The organism is Rhodococcus sp. JCM 9793, from assembly GCF_055380405.1.
Genome location: NZ_AP043721.1, coordinates 2,684,055 through 2,706,475 on the forward strand (window position 1 = coordinate 2,684,055; position 22,421 = coordinate 2,706,475).

Sequence of the window (22,421 nt, forward strand, 5' to 3'; positions counted from 1 at the left end):
GCGGGTTGTGGAAACCTCTGTGCTCACGGCATCGCCGAACGGCGTCGCGACGGCTTACCGGGACTCGGCGCCTCGAGGTGCCTGCACAGGAGTTCCGGTCGTGTTGGTGCACGGCCTGGGAGGTGACGGACGCACGTGGGACAGGCTCGCCCGGCGGCTGACCGCAGCCGGGCGTCGGGTGGTCGCTGTCGATCTGCGTGGTCACGGCCGAAGCGCGCGCGCGTCGTCGTACCGGTTCTCGGAGTTCGCTGCCGATGTCGCAGGACTGTGTGAGCACCTGGGTTTCGACACCGTAGATCTGGTCGGACATTCCCTCGGCGGGCACACCGGTTCGTTGGTGGCGCAGCATCAGCCAGGGTTGGTGCGCCGCCTTGTCCTGGAGGAGGCGCCGATGCCGTTGCGCGAGAGTGATCCGATACCCGAGATTCCTGCGCACCGGCCCACTCCCGCGGAACTGTGGCACGCCACGACCAGCATGGTGCTCAATCCGCGGGCGGTGTTCTCGTTCGACCGATCGATGACCGAGTCCGTGATGTTCCAGTTCCGTACCCCGAATCCGGTCTGGTGGGAACAACTTCCGTCGATGAAGTCTCAGACGATGCTGCTGCGTGGCGTGCGCCGTGGAAGCATGGTCGATCCGCGTCTGCTCACCGACGCGCTGTCATTGCTTCCGAACGGTGTGGTGCAGGAGATTCCGTGCGGGCACAGCATTCATCGCGATCGGTCGGAGCATTTCGCAGCAGCGGTGATGCCATTCCTCACCGACTGAGCTCGTCGAACCTGGCCTACGATCGGGGCATGGCCTTGTCTTCGCCCGACCGGAAGCTTCTCGCGACCTCCGCTCTGTTCGTCGTCTCACAGGCGAACATCGCCCGCGTCCTCGGTTCCACCGCGCTGACCGTCGGCACGGTGCAGACGACGTTCTCGGCGTCGAAGTACCGGAAGATCCTCGACAATCTCGGTCCCGGTGAAATTTCCCGTTACCGAGAGCACTACTACTGGGACATGTTCCATCCGCTGACCTTCGCGGTGGCGTTGCGGGCCGGTGCTCGCGCACTCGATCACCATCGGTCGCTGTCGCCGGCCGTGCGCAGAATCCTGCTCACCGCACCCGTGATCGCCGCGGCGGGCGACTACGCGGAGAACGTCGCCGGCCTGTACCTGCTCGACCACCGCGACAAGATCACCGACGATACGGTGCGCGCCGCATCCACGATCAGCGTCACCAAATGGACGCTCGCCGTCGGCTGCCTCGCCTATCTGTCCCAGGGCTTCCTCAGAGTCTGGACGCAGGCGGGGGTCAGGCGACTGCGGCGCACTCGCTGACACTGTCGCCGCCCGACTTTCTTCGGATGTGCGGGCGGGACACAATGGCGACGTGACCACCGCTGCCCCCACCTGCTCTGCGCTGTCCGCCGTCGACGAACCGCTGCCCGGCACCACCGCGACAGCCCCCGGCTACGTATGCCTGGAATTCCCGTCGGCTTGGGGTCGCGACGTACTCGACGGCACTGCGCTCGGTGCAGAGTTGTCGAGTGAACTCTCGGCCCGCGCGGATGCTGCCGGGTTACGGATCATGTTCATCCGACGTCCGGGCCGCGACATGCCGCGACCGGCTAAGGCCGTGCTCCTCGCTCGCACCGAACCGGGTAACGCGTGGTGCGAACGTCTCGAAGTCGCCGATCCGGCGGAGCTGCTCGATATCGTGCCGCGTGTGGTGGCCGGACCCTCTCCGCGGCTGGGGGAGGCGGTGTCGGGCCCGACTGTGCTCGTCTGTGCGCACGGCAAGCGCGACCAGTGCTGTGCCGTCCTCGGGCGCCCGATTGCGGCGGCGCTACAGACGGAATTCTCGGACTCGATATGGGAGTGCTCTCACACCGGCGGGCACCGATTCGCCCCGTCGATGATCGTGCTACCCACCGGATACTCGTACGGTCGCCTCGACGCTGTGCAGAGCGTCGAGGCGGTGCGCGCGGCGGCACGCGGTGAGGTCTATGTGCCCGGCGCGCGTGGTCGCAGCACGTGGGGAGCGGCGGGCCAGGTTGCCGAACTCGCGGTTCGTGACGTTGTCGGAGACCACTCGATGGATGCCTTCGCCGTCGACGAGACCGGCACGGAGCCGCTGGTACGACACCGCGACGGTCGGGCCTGGCGGGTCGACGTCGAGACCCGGGAGCTCGCCGCGCGACCCGCGAGTTGTGGGGCCGCGCCCAAGCCCGTGCATCCGGTGGTCGCCACGAAAGTGACTGCCCTGTAACTCTGGTGAGAGCAGCATCATTCGGCGATCAGTGTGGCGACACCGTCGAGGATCCGGTCGAGACCGAACGAGAATGCGTCGTCGCGCCGCGCTCTGCCGGCGGGATCCGCGAACGCCGCCGCTGTCTCGGGAAACCGGTCGCTGTGGGTGGCGAGCACGGGTCCGAGAAGCTCGGCGAGTTCCGCCTCGGGGCGTGCGCTGCCTGATCCCTGCTGCGCGCTTCCCCGTACGTGGAAGGTGAGCATGGCGAGGACGTCGAGGCGTTGTGAGCCGTCCAGTGGTGTCGCCCGCAACGCACGGAGCCCTTCCTCGAACCAGGCGAGCTCGTGCGGCCCGGGTACGCGGGTGCCGGCAGTGACGTCGAGCGACCACGGGTGGGCGCGCATACGGCCGTGTAATGCGATCGCCCACTCGCGCAGTCGGTCGCGCCATGAGTCGGATCGAAGTGCAGGCGGGTCGCCGAGGGTGTGGTCGAGGGCAAGTGCGACGAGTTCGGCCTTGCCCGGTACGTACCGGTACAGGCTCATTTTCGCGGTGCCGAGCGTGTCGGCGACCCGCTGCATCGTGACGGCGTCGATCCCATCGGTATCGGCGGTTGCTGCTGCGGCTGCCACGATCTCGTCGCGGGTCAGGCGGGGCTTCGGGCCGCGTTTGGTGCGTGGGGGGTCGGGCCAGAGGGTCTCTGTCAGTGATGCTGGACTCCCCGGCTCGGGCGCTGCCTCGGACATGGTTCCTCCCGTCCAACTCTTGAAACTGCGTCTACCGTACGCTACTTTTAAAAGCGTCTAACGGACACAATTAAGGGAGTGTCATGTCTCCACTCAAGATCTTGATCTCCGGAGCGAGCATCGCCGGACCGGCACTGGCACTGCTGCTCGGACGCAACGGATACGACGTCACCGTTGTCGAACGGGCGCCGGCCGTACGGCCCGGCGGGCAGGCCGTCGACTTCAAAGGGCGTACCCACCGCCGGGTACTCGAGCGGATGGGCGTCATGGACGCCGTACTGGCCGCGCAGACACCGAAGACGGACATCCGGTTGGTCGACGCGGACGGGCGCATCAAGGCGGTGATGCCCGGCGAGTTCATCGGCGGAGACGTCGAGATCCTTCGCGGCGACCTCGCCTCACTGCTCCATGAGCACGCCGCACAGCACGCCGGATTCGTCTTCGACGACGAGATCATCGCACTGACCGAGGACGCCGGCGGGGTCGCGGTCTCGTTTGCCCACGGCCGCGACGACCGTTTCGACCTCGTAGTCGGCGCCGACGGAATCCACTCCGTCGTTCGGGCCCTGGCCTTCGGGCCGGAGACCGACCACCTGCGCCGGCTCGGCTATCACTACGTCGTCGTCAACGGCGACATGTCGACGGACGACCTGGTCACCCTGCTGCCCGACGGCCGAGCTGTCGGATACGGCTACAACGAACCCGGGCGGTTCGCGACGCTCGGCGGACCGAAAGCCTCGCAGATGTTCGTCTTCCGCACCGACCCCGACGTACCGGGCTACGACCGACACGACGTGCGCACGCAGAAGGAGTTCCTTGCCCGGCACTTCCGGGGCGCGGGCTGGCGGGTACCCACCATGCTCGACGCAGCCCTCGTCGCCGACGACTTCTATCTCGACGAACTGGCCCGCACCACGATGACGTCGTTCACTCGCCGTCGTGTCGCGCTCGTCGGCGACTCCGGGTACGCCAACACGCTCGGCGGATTCGGAACCGGGCTCGCGATGGTCGGTGCCTACGTCCTCGCCGGTGAACTCGTCGCTGCGCGCGGCGACCACGTGGCCGCATTCGCCGCGTACGACCAGCGGATGCGGTCACTGACCGCGGTGGCGCGCCGAGGTAGTGCCGGCCCGTTCCTGGCGCCTCCCTCACGGCTGCGGATTCGCCTGCACGACCTCACCTTCGCCAACCGGACACTCTTCCGCACGATGATGCGCCTGACCGATCTGTTCGCCACCGACGACAGCGTGCCCGACTACCCGCTGCAGTGACGGGTTGTCAGTGACCGAGCCCGACCTTCTCGTGGATCCTCTTCATCCACTGCGGAGCCCACCAGTTCGCTTCGCCCATGAGTTTGATCAGTGACGGCACCAGAAGCATGCGCACGACGGTCGCATCGATGACCAGGGCGATGATCATGCCGACACCGAGGAATCGCATGATCGACAATCCTGAGATGGTGAACGCGCCGGTCACCACGATCAGCAGCAACGCAGCGGACGTGACCACACGTCCGGTGCGTGCGATGCCGTACTCGACGGCCTCGACCGTCGTCGCCCCCGCCGCGCGCGCTTCGACCATGCGCGACATCAGGAACACCTCGTAGTCGGTGGACAGACCGAACACCACGGCGAGGATCAGCACGACGAACGTCGGCTCGAGTTCGTTGGGTACCACATCGAGCAGGGACGCTCCGTGCCCGAGCTGGAACACCCAGGTGAGCACGCCGAAGGTTGCGGCGAGACTCAGGCCCGCCATGAGAACCGCCTTGATCGGCAGCACCACCGATCCGAATGCGAGGAACAGCAGGATCAGGGTGGACACCACCATGATCAGGACCATCCACGGCAGTGCGTCGGAGACCGCAGTATTGGCGTCGTCGACCAGTGCTCGGCCGCCGCCGACGAGCAGTTCCGTGCCGTCCGGCACAGGGATCGCCCGCAGTTCGTCGGTGATCTCGCTGGCCCGATCCGTGCCGTCCACACCTTGTGCGTAGATGGCCTGCACCACGGCGACGTCGCCCTGCTGTCCGACAGTGACGACCTGTGAGATCCCGTCGATGCCGGCGACCTCACGCGACACCGTGCGGATGGCATCGGGGTCGGTTGCTTGTCCGTCTTCGTCGCGCAGGACGAGCGTCGGGCCGTTACCGGTGCTCGGGAATTCGTCGAGGAGCGTCTGGGTGGCTGCGCGCGCGGCACTGTCCTCGGGCAACGCGGTGTACTCGACCTCTCCGAACTGTGCCTGGAAGACCGGGGTGGCGAGGAACAGCAGGCCTGCGGTGATGGTGATCGCGATGATGGCGGGCCGCTTCATCACCTTGCGTACGAGGCCGCCCCAGAACTTGCGTGCGCGGGCCTCGCTACGTGTCGAGGCCTCGCGGTCCCAGGTCCACGAGTTGATGCGGTGACCGAGGAGGGCCAACACAGCCGGCACTGCCGTCAGCGACAGGACGGCCGCGCTGAACACCGACGCCATGGCGCCGAGGCCGAGTGATCTGAGCACCGCCTGCGGGAACACGAGCATGCCGGCGAACGCGCAGATGAGCAGCGCAGCCGAGAACATCACCGTGCGCCCCGCGGTCAGCATCGTTCGTTTCGTCGCGGCGGCGGGGTCCGATCCGGATGCGAGTTCCTCGCGGTATCGGCTGACGATGAACAGCCCGTAGTCGATCGCCAGACCCAGACCGATCAGCGACGTGATGTTGAGCGCGTACGACGACACCTCGGTGACCGTCGACAGCAGGCGCAGCGTCGCGAGGGAGGAGAAGATGGCCAGGACACCGACGAAGACGGGGACGGCCGCAGCCACCACGCCACCGAAGATGAAGACGAGCAGGATGAGCGTTATCGGAATGGCAATGGCCTCGGCCTTGACGAGATCGCTTTCGAGAGTGTGCGTGAATTCGACAGAGACGACAGTATTGCCCGCGAACTGGGATTCGACTCCGGGCACTTCGAGTTTGTCGAGGGCAGACTGGAAGTCTGCCGACGTCACACCCGAGTTCGTGCCGAGTGTGATGGTTGCCGCCACGCTTTGCCCGTCTGTCGAGAGCAACAGCTGATTCGTCGGTGGCGGTGCCGTCCAGTAGGTCGTGATGGACTCGGACGGGTACTGCTCGTCGAACGCAGCGAGTGTCTGTTCGATGTCGGGCCGGATGTCGTCGACGGTGCTGCCCTCAGGCGCGGTGTACATCGCGATGATGTCGGCGGTCTGCGATCCGAACGTGTCGTAGATGATCTGCTGGGCCTGCATGGCTTCGCTGTCGGCGACGTAGTAGCCGGAGCCCGACAGCTTGCCGAAGACCCCGACCCCCCAGACGCCGGCGGCGAGCACCACGAGCAGGACGGCAGCGAGGACCCACCGGCTTCTCGTCACGACGATCTCGGCCCAACGATTCATACGTACTCCCGCTTCGCTCGATGCTGCCGAACGGCAACTGTAATCGCGAGCAGGACGTGGGTGATCCTCGGTGGGGGCGGGAAGCAGGGCTGGGCGGGAAGAAAGGCGGACCGACGCGCCGGATGCCTCACGGCACGGGGCGCAACGTGGTTCCAGCCGGACGGTATCCCACGAAGGCAATTCACATTGGCTCCGGGGCGTACGCGACGCGCCGATCCGAATGGGTCAACGCGGTCGTACGAGGATCTATTCCGGGTGCCGCGTCGTGCGATGAGGCACACATCGACTAGCCGGTGTGGCCCTCTTCGCTGTGTCCGGCACCGCCGTGGGCCGAGTGGACGGGGAGGACACCCACCTGATCGACCTCTTCGGCGCCGACGACCACGAACTGGCCCATCATGCCGTCGTCCTCGTGCCGGAGCACATGACAGTGGTACATGTACGGCACGTTGGGGTCGGTGTGGTCGTCGAACCGCATGAGCAGACGCACCGTCGTACCGGGTGGAACGTAGACGGTGTCCTTTCGGCCGGTCAGTGTCGGATGGTCGGCAGGCATCCCGGTTGCCTCGACGACCTGGAACTGCACGTCGTGAATGTGGAAGTTGTGGATCATCCCGCTCACGTTGTTGATCTCCCACAGTTCGGTGGTGCCGGCGACAACCACCTCGTCGATGCGGGTCATGTCCATCTCGCGGCTGTTGATCTCGGTTGTGCTGGTGAGGTCGAATGTGCGGGTGACAGTCGCCTCGCCGAGATCCTCGAGTGTCGTCAATCGGTCCGGGACCGATTCGTTCGCTTCCAGGGTGGCCGCAGCGCGCAGTTCGAGAACGTCGACGCTGTCGTCGCCGCCCGAGAAGCGGGTCTGCCAGAAATCGGCGCGCAGATCGGGCGGAGTGCTGCGGAGCACGTTCCGGGTGCCTGCCGGTGCCTCGACGACGATCTCCGCTCGTTCGCCGGGGGAGAGTTGGAGGCTGCGGAGCGCGACAGGTGCCTCCAGGAGGCCGCCGTCGGTGCCGATCAGACGGAACGGCAGGCCGGTGTCGAACGAGAAGTTGTAGATGCGAGCGTTCGACGCGTTGAGCAGGCGTAACCGGACACGTTCGGTGGTCACGTCCAAAAACGGGCCGGGGGTGCCGTTGACGAGGATCTCGTCGCCGAGGGTCCCGACGTTGGCGAAGATCGCGCCGTCCTCGTCGAGTTGATTTCCATCGAACTTCTTGTCCTGCACGATGACCGGGATGTCGTCGACACCGTACTCGCCGGGGAGTGCAGGTCCGTCCTGCTCGTCGACGAGGAACATGCCCGCGAGACCTCGGTACACGTGCGATGCCGTCGAGCCGTGCAGGTGCGGGTGGTACCAGAGCGTCGAGGCAGGCTGGTCGATCGTCCAGTGCGGAGACCATGTGGTGCCGGGTTCGACGGTCTGGTGAGGGCCGCCGTCCATCGCGGCCGGCAGATGCATCCCGTGCCAGTGCAGTGTGCTCGTCTCACCCACGTCGTTCGTCACGTTCACCCGGACGTTCTCGCCGCGGTCGGCACGCAGGGTCGGACCGAGGTAGTCGCCGTTCACGCCCCAGGTTTCCGTGTCCGGACCGTGCCCGAGATCGCTGGTACCCCGCTGCATAGCCAGGTCGAACACTCGGGTCCCGTCGTCGGACACCGTGCTCTGGGCGAGTGGGGGAATCTTCAGCGGCCGATCGAAGGCCACCTGCCCTGTCGTGTCCATCGTGGTCGTGTTCCAGAAGTAGAGTCCGGCGCCTGCCGCGCCGAGGATCAGCGTCGCGCCGATGGCGAACAGGGTCGCCACGATCCGCCCGAGTAATTTCACATCTTCGATCCTGGTCGTCGGCCAGTGTGTACACATCAGGTGTGGAACCTGATTTCCGGATGGGGGAGAACCACTACTCGGGAGTACGGCCGAACAGGCAGCGGCGGCTGTGTTCGTCGAGCAGGATTCGGATGACGTGGCAGTGGCAGTGGCAGACGAGCATCCGCGCGGTGTCCGATCGACAGTTGGCCTGCCCACGGTTCGGCGAGCCACTAATCTCGATCCATGCGCATTCATCTCGGACCCGGGCACGACGACCATCTCGCGACTGCGATCGTCGAGGGTGGGGGGACCCTCGCTGAACTCGACGACGCGGACGCCCTTGTGTGGGACGGTGGTCCCGATGATTTCCCGAGAGATCTGCCCGACCGCATCCGCTGGGTGCAGCTGACCTACGCGGGCATCGAACCGTTCTTCAGGGCGGGTCTGATCGACGATCGGCGCCTCTGGGCGAATGCCTCGGGTGTGTATGCCGACAATGTCGCCGAGTACGCGGTTGCGGGTCTGCTCGTCGGTCTGCGGCAGTTCCACACGTCGTTGGCCGCGAAGAGTTGGCGCAAGGACGACATCGACCCGATGGTGCGGACACTCCACGGATCGACCGTGGCGATCGTGGGAGCCGGTGGGATCGGCCGGGCCATGATCCCGCGGCTGCACGCCCTCGGTGTGGAGGTGGTGGCCGTCAATCGATCAGGTCGTCCGGTCGATGGAGCGAAGGTGACATTGCCGGCGAGCCGCACCGGCGAAGTGTGGTCCATGGCCGATCATTTCGTGATCGCGGCTCCCGCAACCGGAGAAACCGATCGTCTCGTCGACGCCGCCGTGCTCGAAGCGATGCCGGACACCGCGTGGCTCGTCAACGTCGCGCGCGGCAACCTGGTCGACACGGATGCACTCGTCGACGCGATGCAATCGGGGCAGATCGCCGGGGCCGTTCTCGATGTGACCGATCCCGAACCCTTGCCCGACGGCCACCCGCTGTGGGATCTCGACAATGTGGTGATCACCCCGCACATCGCCAACACCCGGAGTCACCTCACCGCGAACTTCGCGCCGACGCTGCGAGAGAACGTGCGCCGCTTCATCGCCGGGGAGGAGTTGCTCGCTCGGGTCGAACCGGGCGCGGGATACTGACAGGCAAGCCTGCGGTACCTGTTTCGAGATCGATGCCGAGCGGGGGAGCCCCCGTGGAGTGGTCCTGTCGCGATGTCTGCTGCCGGTGCTGCTCCTCGACGACGTGCTGGTACGCCGGCGAGAGGAACGATTGCATCTCCCCGAACACACCTGCGCTCGTGCCGGCGGGGCGGTTGCGCTTGCGCCAGTAGACCCAGCCGCGTCGTTCGGCGAGTAGGCCGAGACGATCGATCGCGAACACGAGCAGCAGCACAGCGATGATTCCCACGGCGGTGTACACGAGGCGCTCCTTCGGTGGCGGTTCGTCGTCGACGATACGTGCTCGAGTCCCGACTGAACTTTCCTCCCGTCCCGCGGGTTTCCGTTGGTTCAGAACCTTTGGGAACCCGTGGAACTGGAGGAAAGGCCAGAGCGCAATTCGATCAGCGTGTGTATTCGCGGTCGAAGAGCTTTCTCGACCAGAGGTATCCGCCGAGGGCGAGGACGGCGCACCATCCGAGTGCGATCCACGCATTGTTTCCGATGGGGGTGCCCATGAGCAGTCCGCGCAGGGTTTCGATGATCGGGGTGAACGGCTGGTACTCGGCGAACCATCGCAGCCCGGCGGGCATGGAGTCGGTGGGGACGAACCCGCTGCCGAGGAAGGGCAGCAGAACGAGCGGCAGGCCCACATTGCTTGCGGCCTCGACGGACTTGCTCGCCAGGCCGAGCGCTACCGAGAGCCAGATGAGCGCGAACGCCACCACCGTCAGGAAGCCGGCCGTGGCAAGCCACTCGACGAACCCGGCCGAGGGCCTGAAACCGATGAGCAGTGCGACACCGATGACGACTGCGATGCTGAGCATGGTTTGGACGAGGCTGCCGAGGACGTGGCCGGTCAGCACCGAGACGCGGGCGATGTGCATGGTGCGGAACCGTGCGATGATGCCTTCGGTCATGTCCATCGCGACTGAGATCGTAGTTCCCTGGACGGCCGCAGCCACGGTCATCAGGATGATGGCCGGCGTGACATAGTTGACGTATTCTGCACGGCCACCGGATATTCCGCCGATCCCGGCGCCCAGGGTGCCGCCGAACACATAGACGAACAGCAGTAGGAAGACGATCGGCATCCCGATGAGCGTCACGGTCATCGAGGGATATCGCTGCATGTGCCGCAGGTTGCGGCGCAGCATCGTTGCCGAGTCGCGCAGCGGATGGAACCGGAGATCTGCCGGGGCCGGCCCGGCGAACGCATAGGCGGGAATGCTCATCACGAGATCGCTTTCTGGTCGTCGCGGTTGCCGGTGAAGGCGAAGAAGACATCGTCGAGATCGGGAGTGTGCACCGAGAGTTCCTCGACGTCGACGGCCTTGTCGTCGAGACGATCGATCACAGTTTTCAGCGACCGCACGCTGCCGTCGCTGGGTACTCGCAGGGCGAGTGCGTCGCCGTCACGCGAGGTCTGCTCGAGGATGCGTGCAGCCTCCTCGAGGTTGTGTGAATCAGCGAATCGCAGACGGATGTGGCTGCCGGGAATTTGCCGTTTGAGTTCGTCCGCGGTTCCCTCGGCGACCAGCCGACCGTGGTCGAGGACCGCAATCCGGTCGGCCAGTTCGTCGGCCTCCTCCAGATACTGGGTGGTCAGGAAGACGGTGACACCGGTGGCCACCAGATCGCGGACGATCTGCCACATGTCCCGGCGGCTGCGCGGATCGAGGCCCGTGGTCGGTTCGTCGAGGAAGATCACCTGTGGGTTGCCGATCAGGGTCATCGCGAGGTCGAGGCGCCGCCGCATGCCACCGGAGTATGTGGATGCAGGTTTCCCTGCGGCTCCGGTCAGGTCGAATTGTTCGAGCAGTTCCGCTGCGCGCCGTTGCCCGTCGCCGCGGGAGAGGTGGTGCAGATCTGCCATCAGCGCGAGGTTTTCTCTGCCGGTCATCAGGTTGTCGACGGCCGAGAACTGACCGGTGACACCGATTGCGGCACGTACCGCGTCGGGTTCGCGGGCGACGTCGTGACCCGCGACCCGGACTTCACCGGCGTCGGCGCCGATCAGAGTGGACAGGATCTGGACCGTGGTGGTCTTGCCGGCGCCGTTTGCGCCGAGCAGTGAGAACACCGTCCCCTGGGGAACGGTCAGGTCGATTCCGTCGAGCACGACATGGTTGCCGAACGACTTGCGCAACCCATTCACTTCGATTGCCGGTTGAGAGTGTGTGGTGGTCATGTATTTTTCTTTCTCGAGCTGGTAGAGGTTCAGGAACGGCGGATCGTGATGCCGCCGAACGAGGTGTGTGCGCGCACCTCGACGGTGTCGTCGGATTCCTCAGGCGCGGCAGCGTTGTCCAATTGGTTGCGGACCTGTCCGAACCCGGTGTTCAGCTCCAGCCAGGCGGCGGTGCCGTGGGCGATTCCTATCTCCAGGTCGCCCATCGATGTGCCGAGCTCGACCGAGCCGCGCGCCACTTCGCCGAGGCGAATGCTGCCGTTGGACGTTTTCGCTTCGACGCTCGCGCCGGCTCGGTCGACTGCGATGTCGCCGTTTGCCGAGCGCACCTGCAGGTAGCCGGTGACCGCGGAGATCACGGTGTCACCGTTGGTGTTCTTGACGACACCGGAGCCCTCGATCTCGCCGACGAGGACTTTCCCCGAGCCGGTATGGATCTCGGCGTTGCCCGCGACGCCGTCCACTGTGATGTGGCCTGCCGAGGTGTCGGCACGTAGCGAGCCGGTCTGCTCGAGTCGGACGTTCCCGGTGGAGGTCTTGAACCGGCACTCGTCGAGTCGGCCCGTGCCGTTGAGGCTTCCCACCTGCACTTTGCCGGACACTGTCGAGCCGCTGGGCAGGTCGATGGACACCTCCACCGACCTGGTCTTGCGGGAGAAGTCGAAGACGCGTGCCTTCGGCCCCGTGATCTGCAGCAGGCCGTTCGCGTAGTCGACGCGGACCTGTCGAGCTGCGTGCACGTCCGACTCGTCGGATTCGTCGCTCGGACGTACATCGACTGTGGTGTCGGTGCGATCGCTCGCGGTGATCCGCACATTGCCGACGCTGAGTTCGATCGTGACGGAAATCGATTCGGGTGTCTCGAAATTGGGCACAGCTGTCCCCTTGTCTCGGGTAGGAGGCGCGTCCCCGCAGGTCGGGGGCGCGTGGTGCTGCGAAGCGGTGCGGCTAGCGCACCCATCCGGTGAAGCGCTGCCTGGTCTGTGTGCTTCGCGGCTCGGCGCGCTGCTCGCGGTTCGGTTGCTGTAATGCGGACGACGCAGCGCGGACCAGCCAGGCGTTGACGGAGCGTCCTTCATCGGCAGCGGCATCTTCCACTGCTGCTTTGAGTTGTTCCGGGAGACGCACGTTGATCCGCGCGGTCGGGCCGTCTTCGGAGATCGGTGCGGCGTTGTCCGCGGGGGCCGGGGCGTCCGCGGTCGTGGCTACCGGCTCGGTGGGAGGTGTGGTGACGACGAAGTCCGGATCGCGGCCGCGCAGACGCAACTCGACCGAGCCGGGAGCCAGATCGCGGGTGATCTCGTCCGCCGCGGCGGAGAGTGCCTCGAGCAGGGTCATCCGGATGGCCGACTCGAGCGATCCGGTCAGGCGCTCGACCAGTTCTCGGGATTCGTCACCGCCGGCTTCGGCGAGTGTGGCGAATTCACGTCCGAGGTGGGTCACGTACGAGTCCAAGTCCATGGCATCACTATGGCACCTCAGTGGCACCATCGCAATAGTTTTTGGCTCAAAGGTGCGCGACTCCGTGTTTGTTCGAACGTATGTACGATATGAGTAGCGTGCGACGTCGGAGGTGGAAATGGGATGGAGCAACGGCCCACCGACCTGGTCGGAGATGGAACGCGTCCTGTCCGGCCGGCCGGCCCCGGAGCATCTCGGCGATGGCAGTGACGCCCCCGCGTGGTCGCGCACCCGCCCCGAATACGAGGGGAAAGTGCAGCTTCCGTACGGCCCTGTCGTGCCGTACGCCGAACTGCACTCCCACTCGGCCTACAGCTTCCTCGACGGTGCCTCCACTCCCGAAGAACTCGTCGAGGAGGCGGTCCGGCTCGGGCTCGACGCACTTGCACTCACCGACCATGATGGTCTCTACGGCGTGGTGCGGTTCGCTGAGGCCGCGCGTGAACTCGACATGCGTACCGTCTTCGGAGCCGAACTGAGCCTCGACGACGCGCACTTGCTCGTCCTTGCCCGCGGTGGGGAAGGATATCGGCGCCTCTCGCGACAGATCGCCGCCGCGCATCTGGCCGGAGGGGAGAAGAACAAACCCCGCTACGACTACGACGCTCTCACGGAGGCCGCCGGGGGGCATTGGCAGATCCTCACCGGATGCCGTCGAGGGCACGTGCGGCAGACCCTGGACACGGTCGGCCCCGACGGCGCCGACCGCGCTCTGCGTGAACTCGTCGACCGATTCGGAACCGAGCGCGTCACCGTCGAACTCACCTGGCACGGCCTTCCCGACGACCACGAACGCAACATCGTCCTCGCGGAACTCGCCGGGCGATACGGCCTTTCGTGTGTGGCGAGCACGGCTGCGCACTTCGCCGCCCCGAACCGGCGCCGGCTGGCGATGGCCATGGCTGCGATCTCCGACCGGCAGAGCCTCGACGCCGCCGCGAGCAGGCTCCCTCCGGTCGGCGGTGGTCATCTGCGGTCGGGTGCGGAGATGGCGAGCCTGTCCGAGGCGTTTCCCGGTGTCGTACAGGCCGCCGCGGACCTCGGTCGCGAATGCGCCTTCGATCTGCGCCTCATCGCACCGAAACTGCCACTGTTCGACGTACCCGACGGGCACACCGAGCAGACGTGGCTCCGTGAACTCACCTACGGCGGGGCGCTGCGCCGATACGGACCTCGCGAGCACTACCGGGAGGCCTATCGGCAGATCGAACACGAACTCGCCATCATCGGGCAGTTGGGCTTCCCGGGATACTTCCTTGTCGTCCACGACATCGTGCAGTTCTGCACGAGCAACGACATACTTTGTCAGGGAAGGGGATCCGCGGCCAATTCTGCCGTGTGCTACGCGATCGGCATCACCAACGTCGATCCTGTCGGCAACGGTCTGTTGTTCGAGAGGTTCCTGTCGCCGGAACGAGACGGACCGCCCGACATCGACCTCGACATCGAATCCGACCGCCGTGAAGAAGCCATCCAGCACGTATACGAGAAATACGGGCGAACACACGCCGCGCAGGTGGCGAACGTCATCACCTACCGTGGCAAGTCCGCGGTGCGCGACATGGCGCGCGCGCTCGGCTATGCGCAAGGACAGCAGGACGCATGGAGCAAGCAGGTCAGCCGCTGGGGTGGGGTGAACTCCGAATCCGAAACTGCGGCCACTACCGATATCCCCGAGCCCGTGCTCCGGCTCGCAGCCCAGATCGAGGGTCTTCCGCGACACCTCGGAATCCACTCGGGCGGGATGGTGATCTGCGACCGTCCCGTCGCCGATGTCGTCCCCGTCGAATGGGCACGCATGGCCGGTCGCACCGTCCTGCAATGGGACAAGGACGACTGCGCCGCCGTCGGGCTCGTCAAATTCGATCTGCTCGGCCTCGGCATGCTCTCTGCGCTGCACTACATGATCGACCTCGTCGCCGAACACGAGGGCATCCACGTCGATCTCGCGCAACTCGACCTGTCGGAGGAAGCCGTATACGAGATGCTGCGCCGCGCGGATTCGATCGGCGTGTTCCAGGTGGAGTCGCGCGCGCAGATGGCGACACTGCCTCGGTTGAAACCGAGGCATTTCTACGATCTCGTCATCGAGGTGGCGTTGATCCGCCCGGGGCCCATCCAGGGCGGATCCGTGCATCCGTACATCCGTCGGCGCAACGGCCTCGAACCCGTCGTCTACGACCATCCGTGCCTCGAGAAATCTCTCGAACGCACCCTCGGGATCCCGTTGTTCCAGGAGCAGCTGATGCAGATGGCCGTCGACGTCGCCGGATTCACCGCGGCGGAGGCCGATCAGTTGCGCCGGGCGATGGGCTCCAAGAGATCGCCGGAGAAGATGGAGCGTTTGCGCGACCGGTTCTATCGGGGCATGCGCGAACTGCACGGCCTCACCGGGGACGTCGCCGACCGTATCTACGAGAAGCTGTACGCCTTCGCGAATTTCGGCTTTCCCGAAAGTCATTCGCAGAGTTTCGCGTCGTTGGTGTTCTACTCGTCCTGGTTCAAGTTGCATCATCCCGCGGCGTTCTGCGCGGGTCTGTTGCGTGCACAGCCGATGGGTTTCTACTCGCCGCAGTCGCTGGTGGCCGACGCCCGGCGACACGGTGTCGTGGTGCACGGACCGGACGTCAACGCGAGCCTTGCCCATGCCACCGTCGAGAAACGAGGTCAGGAGGTGCGTCTCGGGCTGGGGGAGGTGCGACACATCGGCGACGACCTCGCCGAACGCATCATCGAGGAACGGCAGGCACACGGTCCGTATCTCTCACTGCTCGACCTGACTGCCCGCATAGAACTTTCCGCGCCTGCGGCCGAAGCCCTCGCGACAGCCGGTGCCCTGGCGGGTTTCGGTACCACCAGGCGAGAGGCACTGTGGGAGGCCGGACCGGCGTCGACGCAACGCGCAGGCCGACTACCGGGCATCGGAGCGTCCGCTTCGGCTCCCGCCCTGCCCGGCATGAGCGATGTCGAACTCGCCGCCGCCGACGTATGGGCCACCGGCGTCTCACCGGACAGCTATCCGACGCAGTTCCTGCGCGACCAGCTCGACGCGCTGGGAGTCATCCCCGCGTCGCGCCTGCTGCAGATTCCGGATGGGACGCGGGTGCTCGTCGGTGGCGCTGTCACCCACCGGCAGCGTCCCGCAACCGCGGCCGGCGTCACCTTTCTCAACCTCGAGGACGAGACCGGCATGGTGAATGTGGTGTGTTCGGTGGGGCTGTGGGCGCGTTACCGGACCCTCGCGCACACCGCACCTGCGCTGCTGGTGCGCGGACGAGTCCAGAATGCAGACGGCGTCGTGACGATACTGGCCGACCGGCTCCAGCGGATGGATCTGCGAACATCGGTGAAATCTCGCGACTTTCGATAGCATCGCGCCCCATGAGACGCCTGCTGATGGTTGCGCTCCTCGCGCTGATCGCGTTCGTTGCCGCTGCGTGCGGTGAGGGAGGTGGCAGCGGCTCGGGGCCCATGACGGATTCGGCGCCGGCGATGTCCGAGTCCGCGCCGGCGCTCACCGACGGCGCCCGCTCCTCGTCGCCGGCCGGTGAGGTAGAACCGGACCGGAAGGAAGTCGTGACCGGGCGCATCATGCTCACCGCAGACGATCCCATCGCGACCGGTCGAGATGTGGTCACCATCGTGGAAGATGCCGACGGCCGCGTCGACTCGATCACCGAACGGCCCGAATCGAGCAGTGTGCTCACCGTCCGTGTCCCCGCTGACCGGCTCGACGCCGTGATAGACGATGTGCGGCAACTCGGCCGTGTCACGAGCCTGACCACCAGCCGCGACGACGTCACCCTGCAGTACACCGATCTCGAGGCCCGCGTCGGCGCGCTCCGCGCCTCGGTCGACCGGTTACGAACGCTCATCGAGACTGCCGACAACACCGCCGACGTCATCGAAGCGGAGAATGCTCTGGCCCAGCGGCAGGCCGATCTCGACAGCCTCGAAGCGCAGCGTCGCCAACTGGCCGACATGGTGGACCTGTCGACGCTCACCGTCGACATCAGCACACAACAGCGACCGTCGGACAGCGACAGTTTCTGGGACGGCATCGTCGAGGGCTGGAACGGCCTGTGGACGACTCTGGGGGCCGCGGTGGTCGCAGCGGGTGTCGCGCTACCGTGGTTGGCGTTCCTGATCGTGTGCGCCGGCATCATCTACCTGGTGATCCGGTTGATCGCCCGATCGGGACGGTCTTCCGCCGGAAATTCCGGCGAAGCCCCCGACGAGAGGACCGACAACGATGCGTGAAGTCGATCTGGCTGCATTGGAAACCGCGCTCGCCGACGGAGCGCCCGTCATCGATGTGCGCGAACTCGACGAATACGTCCAGGTGCGGGTTCCCGGCGTGACGCACATTCCACTCAGCGAATTCGTCGCGCGTGTCGAGGAGATCCCCGCGGCCGAGACCGTGTACGTCATCTGTGCGGTGGGCGGACGCAGCCTGCAGGCCGCCGACTATCTGTCCGGTCGTGGCATCAATGCCGTTTCTGTCGCCGGTGGAACCGACGGATGGCAGCAGTCGGGCCGCCCCGTCGAGAGCGGCGCGTAACCCGTTGCCGGCGCGGTGCGCTGCCGCGTCGGCTCAACCGGTCGATCGAGACGGTGAATCGGGCGGCTCCCAGCGGGCTCGCGCGTCTGAAGACCTATGCGCGAACGCCTGGCTCCCGAGTGCTACACCGGACAGATGAACGTTCGTCGTCTCCTTGCCCTTGTCGGTGCCTGCGGTGTGGCTGTCGTGGCGCTCACGGGGTGTAGCGCCGAGAGCGGTACTGCCGTGACCGAATCCTCGACCACAGCCCCATCGACCACCGAGCGCACCACGACCGCCACCACTACGGCGGTTACCGAAACCGAAACCGGGTCCGAGCCGTACCGGGCGGAGACGCTCCTGGTGTCCGGATCGACCGACCGCGTCGACTACGACGTCGAGATACCTCAGATCAGCGGTGGGGACCCCGCGGTCGTCGACGAGTTCAACGAGTCGACGCGGGCCGCGCTGCAGGACCTGATCGACGGACCCGGAACCGAGCGCTACACGCTCTCGACCGGCACACACGAGGTCACCCGGATCGGTGAGCACGTCGTCGCCGGTCTGCTCGTCACGTCCTACAACATGAACCCGCCCGGCGCGCATCCCACGGCGATCGTGTCGACCGTCGCGGTGAACACCGACGACGCCACTCCCATCACACTGCAGGACCTGTTCCCCGACCTGCAGGCAGGACTGGACCGGTTGTCGGAGCAGTCGGCGCTGCTCCTACCGGAGACCGCGGCGGGTCCGGACTATGTCGCCGAGGGCATCGCACCCGAGGAGATCAACTTTGCCAACTGGCTTCCGACACCCGAGGGCATGGAGATCCATTTCGGCGATTACCAAGTGGGCCCGCACGCCATCGGACTCGTCACCGTCACCGTCCCGTGGGACGACCTGGACGATGTCATGGACCCGGCGATCGTTCCGGTGGTCAGCAGCTGAGCGGATCCGGCGGACGGTCAGACCGCGCCGTCGAACCCGTGCTGGCGCCACGCCTCGTAGGCCACCACCGCTGCGGCGTTCGACAGGTTCAACGATCGTCGCCCGGGCAGCATCGGAATGCGCACCTGCGTCGTGATGTGGGGATCGGCGAGCACCTCGTCCGACAGGCCGGTCGGTTCCGGGCCGAACAGCAGTACGTCGCCGGGCAGGTACTCGATGTCCGCGTAGCTGGTGGTGCCGTGCGCTGTGAACGCGAAGACACGCTCCGGTCGTAGGACCTCCCAGGCCGTCGGAAGGTCGGCGTGCACTGTCACCGATGCCAGGTCGTGATAGTCGAGGCCGGCCCGGCGCAGTTTCGGTTCGGACAGGTCGAATCCGAGTGGTTCCACGAGGTGTAGCTCGGCACCGGTCGCGGCGACCATCCTGATCGCGTTGCCGGTATTCGGGGGAATACGAGGTTCATGGAACATCACTCGGAACACTCGGGTCAGCTTGCCAGAAGGGTCGAGCAGGCCCATCCTGCCGGTCGCTCCACGCGGTTCGGCAGACGCCTGGAACAATGGTGACCGTGACTGCGACCATCCTGGACGGCAAAGCAACCCGCGACGAAATCTTCGAGGACCTGTTGGTCCGTGTGGCCGTGCTGAAGGACAAGGGCATCACGCCCGGCCTCGGCACGATCCTGGTGGGCGACGATCCAGGGTCGGCAGCGTATGTGCGCGGCAAGCACAACGACTGCGCCAAGGTCGGCATCACCTCGATCCGTAAGGATCTGCCCGCCGACATCACCCAGGAGCAGCTCGAGGCGGCGATCGACGAACTCAACGCCGACCCCGCATGCACGGGTTACATCGTGCAATTGCCGCTTCCCGAGCACCTCGATGAGAACGCCGCCCTCGAGCGCATCGACCCCGCCAAGGACGCCGACGGCCTGCATCCCGTCAACCTCGGACGCCTGGTGCTCGGCAAGGAAGCGGCGTTGCCGTGCACCCCGCGCGGCATCGTCCACCTGCTGCGTCGCTACGAGGTGCCGATCAACGGTGCCCATGTGGTGGTCATCGGCCGCGGCGTGACCGTGGGCCGCCCGATCGGGCTGTTGTTGACCCGCCGCAGCGAGAACGCGACCGTGACGCTGTGCCACACCGGCACCAAGGACCTCGCCGCAGAGGTGAAGCGCGCCGACATCATCGTCGCCGCCGCGGGCGTGCCCGGTCTCATCACCGCCGACATGGTCAAGCCCGGTGCGGCCGTCCTCGACGTGGGTGTCTCACGCACCGCCGACGGCCTCCGCGGCGACGTCGCCGCGGACGTCCGCGACGTCGCAGGGTTCATCTCCCCGAATCCCGGGGGTGTCGGACCGCTCACCCGCGCATTCCTGCTGACCAACGTCGTCGAACGCGCCGAGCACGACGCCGGTCTCTGAGCAAACCGCAGATGGACAGTTCGGCGCGACTCACACGACTGAACCTGCCGCTGCTGGCGGTCACCTTGGTGATCGTCGCAGCGGTGGTCCTCGTGCTGGCAGATCGCTGGCGCCGCGGCGCTTTCGTGTTCGGCGGTGCGATGATCCTGGCGGGGATCCTCAGGTGGGCTCTCGACTCGGATCAAGTGGGAGTGCTCGCGGTGCGAAGCAAACGCTTCGACGTGGCCGCGATGCTCGCCATGGGCGGAGCGATCGTGACGCTGGCCGTCTCGATCGACCCGCTGGGAACGGGCTGACAACAGCGGACGGCCGCCACAATCAACGTGTGACGGCCATCCGCTGGCGGGCGAGCGCGGCTCAGTTGCGCGTGCCCACCCCGACGAGTTCGTGCTGGCCGGGTTCGTCGTCTGCCGACACGGCATCGACGAGCACTGGGGCAGAGGGTGTCTTGATGGCGGGGATGAACGCCACGATGACAGCCGCGATCAGGGCGATGCCGATACCGATCGCGAGCACCATGTGGAAACCGGCTTCACTGGGCACTGCGATGCCGTCCAGCTGGATCGTCATTTGCGCGAGCACGATGCCCACGATCACGGATCCGATCGACGTGCCGAGTGAGCGCATGAGCGTGTTGAAGCCGTTCGCGGCGGCAGTTTCGCTGTGTGGCACGGAGCTCATGATGATTGCGGGCATGGCCCCGTAGGCGAACGCGACACCGCTGTTGACGACGAGGCCGGCAAGGAGAATGCCCCATGCGTGACTCATCGCGAGCAGCGCGACGCCGTAGCCTGCGGCGAGGATGACGACACCCAGCAGGAAGGTGAACTTCGGCCCGCGTGCATCGCTCATCCGGCCGCCCACCGGCGAGAGTACGAGCATCATGAGGCCGGCCGGAGCCAGCCAGAGCCCGGCCGCAAGGATCGACTGGCCGAGACCGTACCCGGTCGCCGTCGACAGTTGCAGCACCTGCGGGAAGACGAGCGAGCTCGCGTACATCCCGAACCCGACGAAGATCGACGCGATGTTGGTCAGTAGCACGCGAGGTCGTGCGGTCGTGCGCAGGTCGATCAGTGGATCGGAGGTGCGCAGCTCCCACGTGCCCCACAAGACGAGGACGATGACGGCTGAGACCAGCAGTCCGAGCGTGAGCGGGGAGGACCATCCCCACGAGGATCCCTTCGAGATTCCGAGGATCAAGGAGACGAGGCCGACCGCGAGTCCCGCGGCGCCGATTCCGTCGAAGCGCTGCCCTCCGGCGCCGGCGGGAACGTCGGGGACAACCCTCCAGATCGTGAGTGCGATGAGACCGCTCACGATGGCTGCGGCCCAGAAGAGCACGCGCCAGGAGGAGAACTCGATGAGGGCAGCAGAGATCGGCAGTCCGATCGCGGCACCGGCGCCGAGCGTGGAGCTCACCGTCGCGATGGCCGAAGAAAGCCTCTCCTTCGGCACCACGTCACGCAGCAGCGCTATTCCGAGCGGAACCATGCCGGAGCCGAGGCCTTGCAGTGCGCGACCGAGGATCATGACCTGCAGGGATGGGGCGAGGGCGCAGATGATGGCGCCGATGGTGAGTGGCAGTGCAAGCAGGAGCATCATCCGGCGCTTGCCGAAAAGGTCACCGAGGCGCCCGGAAATCGGCACGGCGACTGCCGCGGCGAGCAACGTTGCCGTGAAGATCCAGGTGGTGTTGTCGGAGGTGGTGTCGAAGATCCCGGGCAGCAGTGCGACGAGCGGTGTGACCATCGTCTGCGTGAACGCGGATGAGATGCCGGCGGACGCGAGTGCGGCGATCACCAGCCCTGGGCGGGCAACGGGTTTGGCCATAGTAGGGGAGTCCTTCCGATGAGCCGTGCAGCTAACCTGCATGCTTCATGCATATGCACTATACATATGTATCTAGCATATGCATAGTGCATATGTATGATGCATGCCCTCTGTTAGGCTTCTCACAGGACATTCAGGCTTCTCATGAGACGAGGAGGATCGCCATGGACCGTCGCATCGGCGATATCGAGTACGAGCAGATGCTGCTGAGTCGTCATACGATCGCGGGGCATCGGCGCGGACGCATGCTCGAGCGCAGTTCATATCTTCTGTTGAGCCGCATCCGGTCCGATGGGCCCCGCTCGATCGGCGAGCTGAGTGAGGCGCTGCGCCTCGACGCGTCGACGCTGCAGCGGCAGACCGCGGCGGCTGTGCGCGACGGACTGCTCGAGCGCGTCGACGACCCTGCCGGCGGCATCGCCCGCAAGTTCGCGCTCACCGATTTCGGCCTGGAAAGTCTCGTTCAGGCCCGTGATCGGTCGGTCGCCGCACTCGAGCGCATCCTCGTCGATTGGACCGACGAGGAGGTCGCAGCCTTCGCTGATGCCCTGCATCGATTCAATGTGGACATCGAGGAATACGCGCAGCTGTCCGTTCACTCGGCAGAGGCCGACTCGGGGTTACGTAGATAGCTCGGGATTACGTAGATAGACCGTCGAGA

The 22,421-nt window shown here is 66.0% G+C and carries 22 protein-coding genes; 12 read left to right on the forward strand and 10 right to left on the reverse strand.

Translation table 11 applies throughout. The annotated features are described in order from the left end of the window. The first annotated feature begins 7 nt into the window (after positions 1 to 7). The 3 genes from ACZ46K_RS14425 to ACZ46K_RS14435 are packed head-to-tail and all read left to right on the forward strand — an operon-like array spanning position 8 to position 2,257. Positions 8 to 769: an alpha/beta fold hydrolase gene (locus tag ACZ46K_RS14425; protein ID WP_464748886.1), complete on the forward strand. Its 762-nt coding sequence runs from the start codon at positions 8 to 10 to the stop codon at positions 767 to 769. 29 nt (positions 770 to 798) lie between these two features. Further along, positions 799 to 1,326, forward strand: coding sequence for a hypothetical protein (locus tag ACZ46K_RS14430; RefSeq protein ID WP_054805771.1), 528 nt, complete (start codon positions 799 to 801; stop codon positions 1,324 to 1,326). Between the two features lie 52 nt (positions 1,327 to 1,378). After that, the gene (locus ACZ46K_RS14435; RefSeq protein ID WP_464748888.1) at positions 1,379 to 2,257 is read left to right on the forward strand and encodes a sucrase ferredoxin; all 879 of its coding nucleotides are present in this window, start codon (positions 1,379 to 1,381) and stop codon (positions 2,255 to 2,257) included. A gap of 17 nt (positions 2,258 to 2,274) precedes the next feature. Here the strand turns inward: ACZ46K_RS14435 and ACZ46K_RS14440 are convergent, their stop codons facing one another. After that, positions 2,275 to 2,985, reverse strand: coding sequence for a TetR/AcrR family transcriptional regulator (locus ACZ46K_RS14440; protein WP_464748890.1), 711 nt, complete (start codon positions 2,983 to 2,985; stop codon positions 2,275 to 2,277). An 83-nt stretch (positions 2,986 to 3,068) separates the two neighbouring features. Between ACZ46K_RS14440 and ACZ46K_RS14445 the strand changes: the two genes are divergently transcribed. Then, the gene (locus ACZ46K_RS14445) at positions 3,069 to 4,256 is read left to right on the forward strand and encodes an FAD-dependent monooxygenase (RefSeq protein ID WP_054805774.1); all 1,188 of its coding nucleotides are present in this window, start codon (positions 3,069 to 3,071) and stop codon (positions 4,254 to 4,256) included. Between the two features lie 7 nt (positions 4,257 to 4,263). Here ACZ46K_RS14445 and ACZ46K_RS14450 read toward each other — a convergent pair whose 3' ends face one another. Together ACZ46K_RS14450 and ACZ46K_RS14455 are read right to left on the reverse strand one after the other, a co-directional pair. Next, on the reverse strand, positions 4,264 to 6,387 hold the full coding sequence (locus ACZ46K_RS14450) for an MMPL family transporter (protein ID WP_054805775.1): 2,124 nt from the start codon (positions 6,385 to 6,387) through the stop codon (positions 4,264 to 4,266). A 286-nt stretch (positions 6,388 to 6,673) separates the two neighbouring features. After that, positions 6,674 to 8,251, reverse strand: coding sequence for a multicopper oxidase family protein (locus tag ACZ46K_RS14455; protein ID WP_464748892.1), 1,578 nt, complete (start codon positions 8,249 to 8,251; stop codon positions 6,674 to 6,676). Positions 8,252 to 8,440: 189 nt separating this feature from the next. Here ACZ46K_RS14455 and ACZ46K_RS14460 point away from each other — a divergent pair, with 189 nt between their 5' ends. Continuing rightward, positions 8,441 to 9,349, forward strand: coding sequence for a D-isomer specific 2-hydroxyacid dehydrogenase family protein (locus ACZ46K_RS14460; protein WP_464748894.1), 909 nt, complete (start codon positions 8,441 to 8,443; stop codon positions 9,347 to 9,349). Here the strand turns inward: ACZ46K_RS14460 and ACZ46K_RS14465 are convergent. From ACZ46K_RS14465 to ACZ46K_RS14485, 5 genes are all read right to left on the reverse strand, one after another. Next, positions 9,297 to 9,629, reverse strand: a complete 333-nt coding sequence (locus ACZ46K_RS14465; protein WP_054805777.1) for a DUF6191 domain-containing protein — start codon at positions 9,627 to 9,629, stop codon at positions 9,297 to 9,299. The two genes, ACZ46K_RS14460 and ACZ46K_RS14465, sit on opposite strands and share 53 nt — an antisense overlap. 142 nt (positions 9,630 to 9,771) lie before the next feature. Continuing rightward, entirely contained in the window at positions 9,772 to 10,602 is an 831-nt protein-coding gene (locus ACZ46K_RS14470) for an ABC transporter permease (protein ID WP_464748896.1), read from the reverse strand. After that, on the reverse strand, positions 10,602 to 11,558 hold the full coding sequence (locus ACZ46K_RS14475) for an ATP-binding cassette domain-containing protein (RefSeq protein WP_054805778.1): 957 nt from the start codon (positions 11,556 to 11,558) through the stop codon (positions 10,602 to 10,604). Before ACZ46K_RS14475 ends, ACZ46K_RS14470 begins: the two co-directional genes overlap by 1 nt. Before the next feature lie 29 nt (positions 11,559 to 11,587). Beyond that, positions 11,588 to 12,433 (reverse strand): DUF4097 family beta strand repeat-containing protein, encoded by an 846-nt coding sequence (locus tag ACZ46K_RS14480; protein ID WP_054805779.1) that lies wholly within the window; start codon positions 12,431 to 12,433, stop codon positions 11,588 to 11,590. 73 nt (positions 12,434 to 12,506) lie between these two features. Next, the gene (locus tag ACZ46K_RS14485; RefSeq protein WP_054805780.1) at positions 12,507 to 13,019 is read right to left on the reverse strand and encodes an Arc family DNA-binding protein; all 513 of its coding nucleotides are present in this window, start codon (positions 13,017 to 13,019) and stop codon (positions 12,507 to 12,509) included. A gap of 118 nt (positions 13,020 to 13,137) precedes the next feature. On the opposite strand from ACZ46K_RS14485, the gene ACZ46K_RS14490 reads away from it, so the two are divergent. From ACZ46K_RS14490 to ACZ46K_RS14505, 4 genes are all read left to right on the forward strand, one after another. Next, positions 13,138 to 16,389, forward strand: coding sequence for an error-prone DNA polymerase (locus ACZ46K_RS14490; RefSeq protein ID WP_464748898.1), 3,252 nt, complete (start codon positions 13,138 to 13,140; stop codon positions 16,387 to 16,389). Positions 16,390 to 16,400: 11 nt separating this feature from the next. Then, on the forward strand, positions 16,401 to 17,279 hold the full coding sequence (locus ACZ46K_RS14495) for a DUF4349 domain-containing protein (protein ID WP_464748900.1): 879 nt from the start codon (positions 16,401 to 16,403) through the stop codon (positions 17,277 to 17,279). Next, positions 17,272 to 17,580, forward strand: coding sequence for a rhodanese-like domain-containing protein (locus ACZ46K_RS14500; protein ID WP_054805781.1), 309 nt, complete (start codon positions 17,272 to 17,274; stop codon positions 17,578 to 17,580). The genes ACZ46K_RS14495 and ACZ46K_RS14500 overlap by 8 nt, the downstream gene beginning before the upstream one ends. 135 nt (positions 17,581 to 17,715) lie before the next feature. After that, the gene (locus ACZ46K_RS14505; protein ID WP_054805784.1) at positions 17,716 to 18,507 is read left to right on the forward strand and encodes a DUF3298 domain-containing protein; all 792 of its coding nucleotides are present in this window, start codon (positions 17,716 to 17,718) and stop codon (positions 18,505 to 18,507) included. Between the two features lie 17 nt (positions 18,508 to 18,524). On the opposite strand, the gene ACZ46K_RS14510 is transcribed toward ACZ46K_RS14505, so the two are convergent. After that, positions 18,525 to 18,989, reverse strand: coding sequence for a TrmH family RNA methyltransferase (locus ACZ46K_RS14510; protein ID WP_054805785.1), 465 nt, complete (start codon positions 18,987 to 18,989; stop codon positions 18,525 to 18,527). Between the two features lie 86 nt (positions 18,990 to 19,075). Here ACZ46K_RS14510 and ACZ46K_RS14515 point away from each other — a divergent pair, with 86 nt between their 5' ends. Together ACZ46K_RS14515 and ACZ46K_RS14520 are read left to right on the forward strand one after the other, a co-directional pair. Next, entirely contained in the window at positions 19,076 to 19,930 is an 855-nt protein-coding gene (locus ACZ46K_RS14515) for a bifunctional methylenetetrahydrofolate dehydrogenase/methenyltetrahydrofolate cyclohydrolase (RefSeq protein WP_464748902.1), read from the forward strand. An 11-nt stretch (positions 19,931 to 19,941) separates the two neighbouring features. Then, on the forward strand, positions 19,942 to 20,226 hold the full coding sequence (locus ACZ46K_RS14520; RefSeq protein ID WP_054807912.1) for a DUF3017 domain-containing protein: 285 nt from the start codon (positions 19,942 to 19,944) through the stop codon (positions 20,224 to 20,226). Between the two features lie 61 nt (positions 20,227 to 20,287). Here ACZ46K_RS14520 and ACZ46K_RS14525 read toward each other — a convergent pair whose 3' ends face one another. After that, entirely contained in the window at positions 20,288 to 21,760 is a 1,473-nt protein-coding gene (locus ACZ46K_RS14525) for an MFS transporter (protein WP_464748904.1), read from the reverse strand. Between the two features lie 164 nt (positions 21,761 to 21,924). On the opposite strand from ACZ46K_RS14525, the gene ACZ46K_RS14530 reads away from it, so the two are divergent. Beyond that, entirely contained in the window at positions 21,925 to 22,392 is a 468-nt protein-coding gene (locus ACZ46K_RS14530; RefSeq protein ID WP_464748906.1) for a MarR family winged helix-turn-helix transcriptional regulator, read from the forward strand. Positions 22,393 to 22,421: the final 29 nt, after the last annotated feature.